Raw genomic sequence first — 6,740 nt, forward strand, 5'->3', positions numbered from 1 at the left:
TCCTGTCTAGTACTACTGGCCCATAACGTATTTCAGAGTCGGCCCCGCAGTCCACCCACCGTCGACGGCGATCTCCGCACCGTTCACGTAGGCGGCGTCGTCCGACAGCAGATACCCGACCGCGCCGGCGATCTCCTCGGGCACCGCGATACGCCCCATCGGGAGATTGGGGTAGTTGCCCTCACCGACTTGGACGCCGATATTGGCGGTCATCGGGGTGGCGGCCATACCCGGGTGCACCGAGTTGACCCGGATTCGCTCGGGCCCCAATTCGACGGCGGCGATCTTCGACAATCCGCGCACTCCCCACTTCGACGCCCCGTAGCCCGCGGTGAACGCCAAACCGAACAGCCCCGCAGCGGACGAGATGTTGACGATCGACCCACCCCCCACCGAGCGCATCGGCTTGATCACCGCCTGCAGACCGTTGAACACCCCGACCAGGTTGATTTCCAACACCTTCCGGAAGTGTGCGAGGGGTTCGTGTTCGAGGAACTGCCCGGTCGACACACCGGCGTTGTTGACCAGACCGTTGAGCGAGCCGAACTCGTCGAGGGTGAACTGCACTGCGGCCGACCACTGCTCCGGATCGGTGACATCGAGATGGACGTAACGCGCCTGCGGTCCGAGTTCCCCGACCAGTTGGCTGCCCTCGTCGTCGAGCAGGTCAGCGAGCACCACACTGCCGCCACGGGCGAGGATGTGCCGCGCGAACGCCGCCCCGAGCCCTCCTGCGCCACCACTGATCAGCACGACTTTTCCGGCCAACTGACCTGAATTATTCTGCATCGCAATCGCTTTCCATAATTCCTGCGTCCTGATTGCCCGCTGCCGTCAAGGAATCTTCGCCAGAGAGAATCCCTTGTATCCAGCGTCGGCGACCTCGGCGCAGATGTCGTTGTACGCCGCGAACCCGCCGATGAAAAGCATGAAAACCCGCGGCTTTCCAGGAACATTCGCGCCCATGTACCACGAGTTGGCCTTGGTGAACAGCGATTCGTCGGCCCGCCGGGCCAATTCGCTGCACCAGCCGTCCACGGCGTCCCGGGTCGGTTCCATTGCCGCGTAGCCGTGTTCGTTGAGATAGGCGATGGCATCCGCGATCCAGTTCACATGCGCCTCCGCGTGCAGCACCATGTTCGCCAGCACCGCCGGCGCTCCGGGGCCCGAGATCAAGAACAGGTTGGGGAACCGGTCGACGCCAAGCCCGAGGTAGGTGCGTGGGCCGTGCGCCCAGTCGTCGCGCAGCCTCGCGGCGTCACGGCCGACGATGTCGATCTGGGCTAACGCCCCAGTCATCGCATCGAAACCCGTTGCGAACACGATCATATCGAGGTCATGGTGGGTATCGGTGGTGTTGATACCTGTGGCGTCGACGGATTCGATCGGGGTGGCGCGCACGCTGACCAGGGTCACGTTGGGTTTGTTGAAGGTCTGAAAGTAGTTGCTGTCTGTGCAGATCCGCTTGGTTCCAATCGGATGGTCGTTGGGAATCAGCAGGTCAGCGACGGCCGAATCGTCGATGACCGCGCGAACCTTCTCCTCATAGAACTTCCGGGCTTCTTCGTTGGCCGCCATGTCGGTCAGCTGGTCCGGGAAGGTTTTGGAGTACAGAACACCACCTAGTTGCCAACGCTTTTCGTACGCCGCGCGACGCTCGTCCGGAGTGAACTCCAGCGTCGGCCGGGGCGCGGTGATGTGCGGCGACCCGCCGCCGCTGCGCCAGGACACCCGGCGCCGCTCTGGGTAGGTTGCCTTGATCTCGTCGAGATCCTTCACGGAGAGTGGCCTGTTGCCGGCCGGGACGCTGTAATTGGGGGTGCGCTGGAAGACGTACAGGTGCGCCGCCTGCTCGGCGATGATCGGAATCGTTTGGATACCAGAGGATCCGGTGCCGATGACCGCAACCCGCTTGCCGGTGAAGTCGACGGGATCATGGGGCCAGTGCGCAGTGTGGTAAATCTCGCCCGCGAAGGTCTTTAGGCCGGGGAAATTCGGGGTCATTGCGGCCGACAACGGCCCGGTCGCCATCAGGCAGAAGCGGGCCTTCAGCACCTCACCGCTTTCGGTGCTGACGGTCCAACACAGCGCCGACTCGTCGAGCACCGCCGAGACCGCCCGGGCATTGAACGTGATATCGCGACGAAGGTCGAGTTTGTCGGCGACCCAGTTCAGGTAGCTGAGAATCTCGGCCTGGGTGGCGTATTTTTCCGTCCAGTTCCACTCTTGCTGCAGTTCGTCGGAGAACGAGTAGGAATAGTCGACACTCTCGACATCGCAGCGCGCGCCTGGATACCGGTTGTAGTACCAGGTGCCGCCCAGCTCGGAAGCGGCCTCTACCACCCGGACCGAGAGCCCTTGCGCGCGCAGTTTGTGCAGGGCATACAGACCGGCGAACCCGGCGCCCACCACCAGTGCGTCCAGGGGTTCATCTTGCTTCACAAGGGTTCACTGTAGGTAAGGCCGACTTGCCGCCATCGCGCTTTCCCGGTCATTGGACGCTGCAATTGTTTCTTGAAGTATTTCCGTCCGCTCACCGGGATCGGCAGCGAGTCGACCGTTGACTGCGGTAGACCATGAATAAGCCCAAATACTTGAGGACGACAACATGAGTGAACGCGTACTTGACCGAGTGATGGATCTGGCCGACCAGTTGCGTGACCAGGCCGCAGAAGCAGAGAAAATCGGCCGGCTCACCGACGACACCGTCAAAGGGATGAAGGCGGCCGGGTTGATCCGCCTGTTGCAGCCGAAGGGTTACCAGGGGTTCGAGGCCCACCCGCGCGAGTTCGCCGAGACGGTAATGGCGACGGCGGCGCTCGATCCGGCGGCCGGCTGGATCGTCGGTGTGGTGGGCGTGCACCCCTATCAGCTGGCCTATGCCGATCCAAAGGTGGCCGCCGAGGTATGGGGCGATGACGTAGACACCTGGATGGCCTCCCCATATGCGCCACAGGGAGTGGCCAAGCCGGTCGACGGCGGCTACATCTTCAATGGACGCTGGCAGTTCAGCTCCGGCACCGACCATTGCGACTGGATCATCCTGGGGGCGATGCTCGGCGATGAGAAGGGCATACCGTTGATGCCGCCGCAGATGTTGCACATGATCCTGCCACGCGCGGACTACGAGATCGTCGAGGACTCGTGGAATGTTGTGGGGCTAAGGGGAACTGGCTCCAAGGATGTCATCGTGAAGGACGCATTCGTTCCGACCTATCGGACCATGAACGCGACGAAGGTGATGGACGGCACCGCCCAGCGTGAGGCAGGCATGACCGAGCCGCTGTATCTGATGCCGTGGTCAACGATGTTCCCTTTAGGTATTTCCGCGGCAACCATCGGCATCGCCGAGGGAGCACTGGCCGCCCACCTGGACTACCAGCGGTCCCGGGTCGGCGCCACCGGAACCGCAATCAAGGATGATCCCTACGTCATGTACGCCGTCGGCGAGGCCGCGGCCGACATCAACGCGGCCCGCCAGGAATTGCTGGCCAACGCCGACCGTATCTACGACATGGTCGCTGCGGGCAAGGAGGTGTCGTTCGCCGACCGGGCGGCGGGCCGCCGCACCCAGGTTCGTGCGGTATGGCGCGCGGTGTCGGCGGTCGACGACATCTTCGCCCGATCAGGCGGCAACGCCGCCCGCATGGACAAGCCACTGCAGCGCTACTGGCGTGACGTGCATGTCGGCCAGCTGCACGCCATCCATGTTCCCGGCACCACATACCACGCGGCAGCGCTGAGTTCACTGGGTGTCGATCCACCCGACGGTCCGCTGCGGGCCCTGATCTAGGAGGCAGGCGTGACTGACATGAAAAGCCTTGGCTACATCACCATTTCGACCAGTGATGTCGACCGCTGGCGGCAATTCGCGTTCGGCGTCCTGGGATTCGCCGAAGGCAGGGGACCTGACCCGTCGGCGCTTTATCTGCGGACGGATGAGCGGGCGGCCCGGCTCATCGTGGTGCCCGGTGAGACCGATCGTGTGCTCGCCGTGGGTTGGGAAGTGCGCGACCACCCAGCGCTGCAGCGTGTGAAAGCAGCCCTCGACGGTGCAGGAGTGCCATTCAAGCAGCTGTCCGTCGACGAGGCCGAGACGCGACGGGTGGAAGAGGTGATCACCTTCGAAGACCCGGCCGGCACCGCAGTCGAGGTCTTCCACAGTGCGGTGCTCGACCACAGCCCGGTCATCACCCCTTTTGGCGCGACATTCGTGACTGGCGACCAGGGGTTGGGTCATGTCGTCGTGCCGGCGACCGACCCCAACGGGCTGTTCGACTTCTACACGGAGGTGCTGGGTTTTCGCTCCCGCGGCGCGTTCCGTGTTCCACTGCCAAAGGAATTCGGCCCGGTGCGGGTGCGCTTCCTCGGCATCAACGAACGGCACCACAGCTTGGCCATCGTGCCGGCCGCGCACCTACGTGACCCACGCTTGGTCCACATCATGGTCGAGGTCGACACCCTCGATGCGGTCGGCCAGGCACTTGACCGAGTCAATGCCGAGGGTTTCCGATTGTCTTCCACCCTGGGCCGCCATACCAATGACAAGATGGTGTCGTTCTATGTCCGCGCGCCCGGGGATTGGGACATCGAATTCGGCACCGATGGCATGCGGGTCGACGAAACCTATTACACCGCCGAGGAAATCACGGCAGACAGCTACTGGGGCCATCAGTGGGTCGGCGAGATGCCGGCGGCCATGCGGCTATGAAACCCGATGCCGACGTGACGCCGGTTATGGCGTCATCGATCAGCTCACGGGACCACGAGGCCGACGTTGTGATCGCTGGTTACGGCGTGGCCGGCGCCGCGGCAGCGGTTGAGGCAAGCCGGTCCGGCGCAGAAGTCCTGGTACTCGAGCGCACCGGATCCTGGGGCGGCGCCGCAGCGATGGCCGGTGGCTTCATCTACCTCGGTGGCGGCACCGCACTGCAAAAAGCCTGCGGTTTCACCGATTCCGTGGACAACATGGCGGCCTTCCTCAACGTGGCGATGGGACCCGGCGCCGACGAGAACCGAATCGCCGACTACTGCGCCGGCAGCGTTGCCCATTTCGACTGGCTCGTCGGGTGCGGTGTGCCTTTCAAGGCGGAGTTCTTCTCCGAGCCCGGCTGGGAGCCGATGGGCGACCAAGGTCTGATGTACAGCGGCGGCGAAAACGCCTATCCGTTCAACACCATTGCCACCCCGGCGCCACGTGGGCACGTTCCGCAGATGCAGAACAAGAAACAGGGTGAGGCCAGCGCCGGCTACATGCTGATGAAGCCCTTGGTCGACACGGCGACGGCGGCCGGCGCGCGGGCGCTCTACGACGTGCGGGCGCAGCGCCTGATCATCGAATCCGACGGCAGGGTCGTCGGAATCCGCGCCCGCCAGTACGGAAATGAGATGACGATCCGGGCGCGCCGCGGCGTGGTGTTGGCGACCGGCAGCTTCGCCTACAACGATGCGATGGTGGCGCAGTTCGCGCCGCGCATCGCCGGGCGCCCGGCCGCGTCGATCGAACAGCACGACGGTCAGGCGATCCGGATGGCCCAGGCGCTGGGCGCCGATCTGGCCCACATGGACGCCACCGAAGTCGCGATCTTCATCGACCCCCAGCAACTGGTGCGCGGCATCTTGGTCAATGGCCGCGGTCAGCGCTACGTCGCCGAGGACACCTATCCGGGCCGCATTGGCCAGCTCACGCTGTACCAGCAAGACAACATCGCGTACCTGATCATCGACGGCGATGCGCAGGAGGAGGCGATGAACTCCTGGTCGCCCAAGTTGATGTTGCGGCCGGCGACCTGGGTGGCCGATACCGTTGCCGACCTGGAAGGCGACATCGGCCTGCCGCTCGGTTCACTGCAGGCCACCGTGGCCGCCTACAACGACGGCGCCGCGCGCGGCGAGGATCCGCTACTGCACAAGAAGCCTGAGTGGGTGAAGCCGATCGGTTCACCCGTCGGCGCCGTTGATCTGCGGGAAAGCACCGGTGGCTTTACCCTCGGCGGGCTCGCCACCACGTTGGAGGCCGAGGTCCTGCATGTCAGCGGAGAGCCGATCCCGGGACTGTTCGCTGCGGGCCGGTCGACCGCCGGCCTTGCCGCGTGGGGCTATGCCAGTGGCGTCTCGCTCGGTGACGGCAGCTTCTACGGTCGACGGGCAGGACGCTCCGCAGCCAAGGCCTGACCTGCGCTGACCCTGCCTCCCCGACCGCCTTCTCGCGGCAGTTTCTGCGTGCCTAGTGACAACGGCCACGTTGATGATGTATTACTAATAGTCATATACCACTCAGGAATAGAGAGATGGGAGAAGCCGATGACCATGGAAGCCGTCGCGACCGTCGAACCAGCCACCCCCACCGCCGTGATCGACCGGATCTCGCTGGTCCTCGATGCATTCGAGGGACCGGGACGGCTGACGCTGGCACAGATCGTCCGTCGCACCGGCCTGCCGCGCTCGTCGGCACACCGGATGCTCGACCGCCTGGTACAGCTGCGCTGGTTGCGCCGCAGCGGTCGCGACTACGAGCTGGGCATGCGGCTGGTGGAGCTGGGATCGCTGGCTGTGCATCAGGATCGCCTGGTGCGGGCGGCTGGCCCGCTTCTCGCCGAATTGCACCGTGCCACTGGGCTTGTCGTACACCTTGCGGTCCTGGACGGAGCGGATGTCGTCTACCTCGAGAAGGTGGGCGACCGGATGATTGGCGGGCTGCCGACCCGTGTTGGCGCTCGTCAGCCCGCGCACTGTACCGC

6 protein-coding genes are annotated in these 6,740 nt (G+C 64.5%); 4 read left to right on the forward strand and 2 right to left on the reverse strand.

Translation table 11 applies throughout. The features are described from left to right. Positions 1 to 12: 12 nt before the first annotated feature. Positions 13 to 789, reverse strand: coding sequence for a glucose 1-dehydrogenase (locus WAN02_RS19495; RefSeq protein WP_422265878.1), 777 nt, complete (start codon positions 787 to 789; stop codon positions 13 to 15). 45 nt (positions 790 to 834) lie between these two features. Beyond that, positions 835 to 2,442: a flavin-containing monooxygenase gene (locus WAN02_RS19500; protein ID WP_422265879.1), complete on the reverse strand. Its 1,608-nt coding sequence runs from the start codon at positions 2,440 to 2,442 to the stop codon at positions 835 to 837. Positions 2,443 to 2,608: 166 nt separating this feature from the next. Between WAN02_RS19500 and WAN02_RS19505 the strand changes: the two genes are divergently transcribed. From WAN02_RS19505 to WAN02_RS19520, 4 genes are all read left to right on the forward strand, one after another. After that, positions 2,609 to 3,793 (forward strand): acyl-CoA dehydrogenase family protein, encoded by a 1,185-nt coding sequence (locus WAN02_RS19505; RefSeq protein ID WP_422265880.1) that lies wholly within the window; start codon positions 2,609 to 2,611, stop codon positions 3,791 to 3,793. 9 nt (positions 3,794 to 3,802) lie between these two features. Next, positions 3,803 to 4,711 (forward strand): biphenyl-2,3-diol 1,2-dioxygenase, encoded by a 909-nt coding sequence (gene bphC / locus WAN02_RS19510; RefSeq protein ID WP_422265881.1) that lies wholly within the window; start codon positions 3,803 to 3,805, stop codon positions 4,709 to 4,711. Beyond that, entirely contained in the window at positions 4,708 to 6,174 is a 1,467-nt protein-coding gene (locus tag WAN02_RS19515; RefSeq protein WP_422265882.1) for an FAD-dependent oxidoreductase, read from the forward strand. Before bphC ends, WAN02_RS19515 begins: the two co-directional genes overlap by 4 nt. Before the next feature lie 135 nt (positions 6,175 to 6,309). Then, positions 6,310 to 6,740, forward strand: a 431-nt coding sequence (locus WAN02_RS19520; RefSeq protein WP_422265885.1) for an IclR family transcriptional regulator, incomplete at its 3' end; no start/stop codon positions are given.

It is taken from the genome of Mycobacterium sp., assembly GCF_049281135.1.
Classification (GTDB): domain Bacteria; phylum Actinomycetota; class Actinomycetes; order Mycobacteriales; family Mycobacteriaceae; genus Mycobacterium.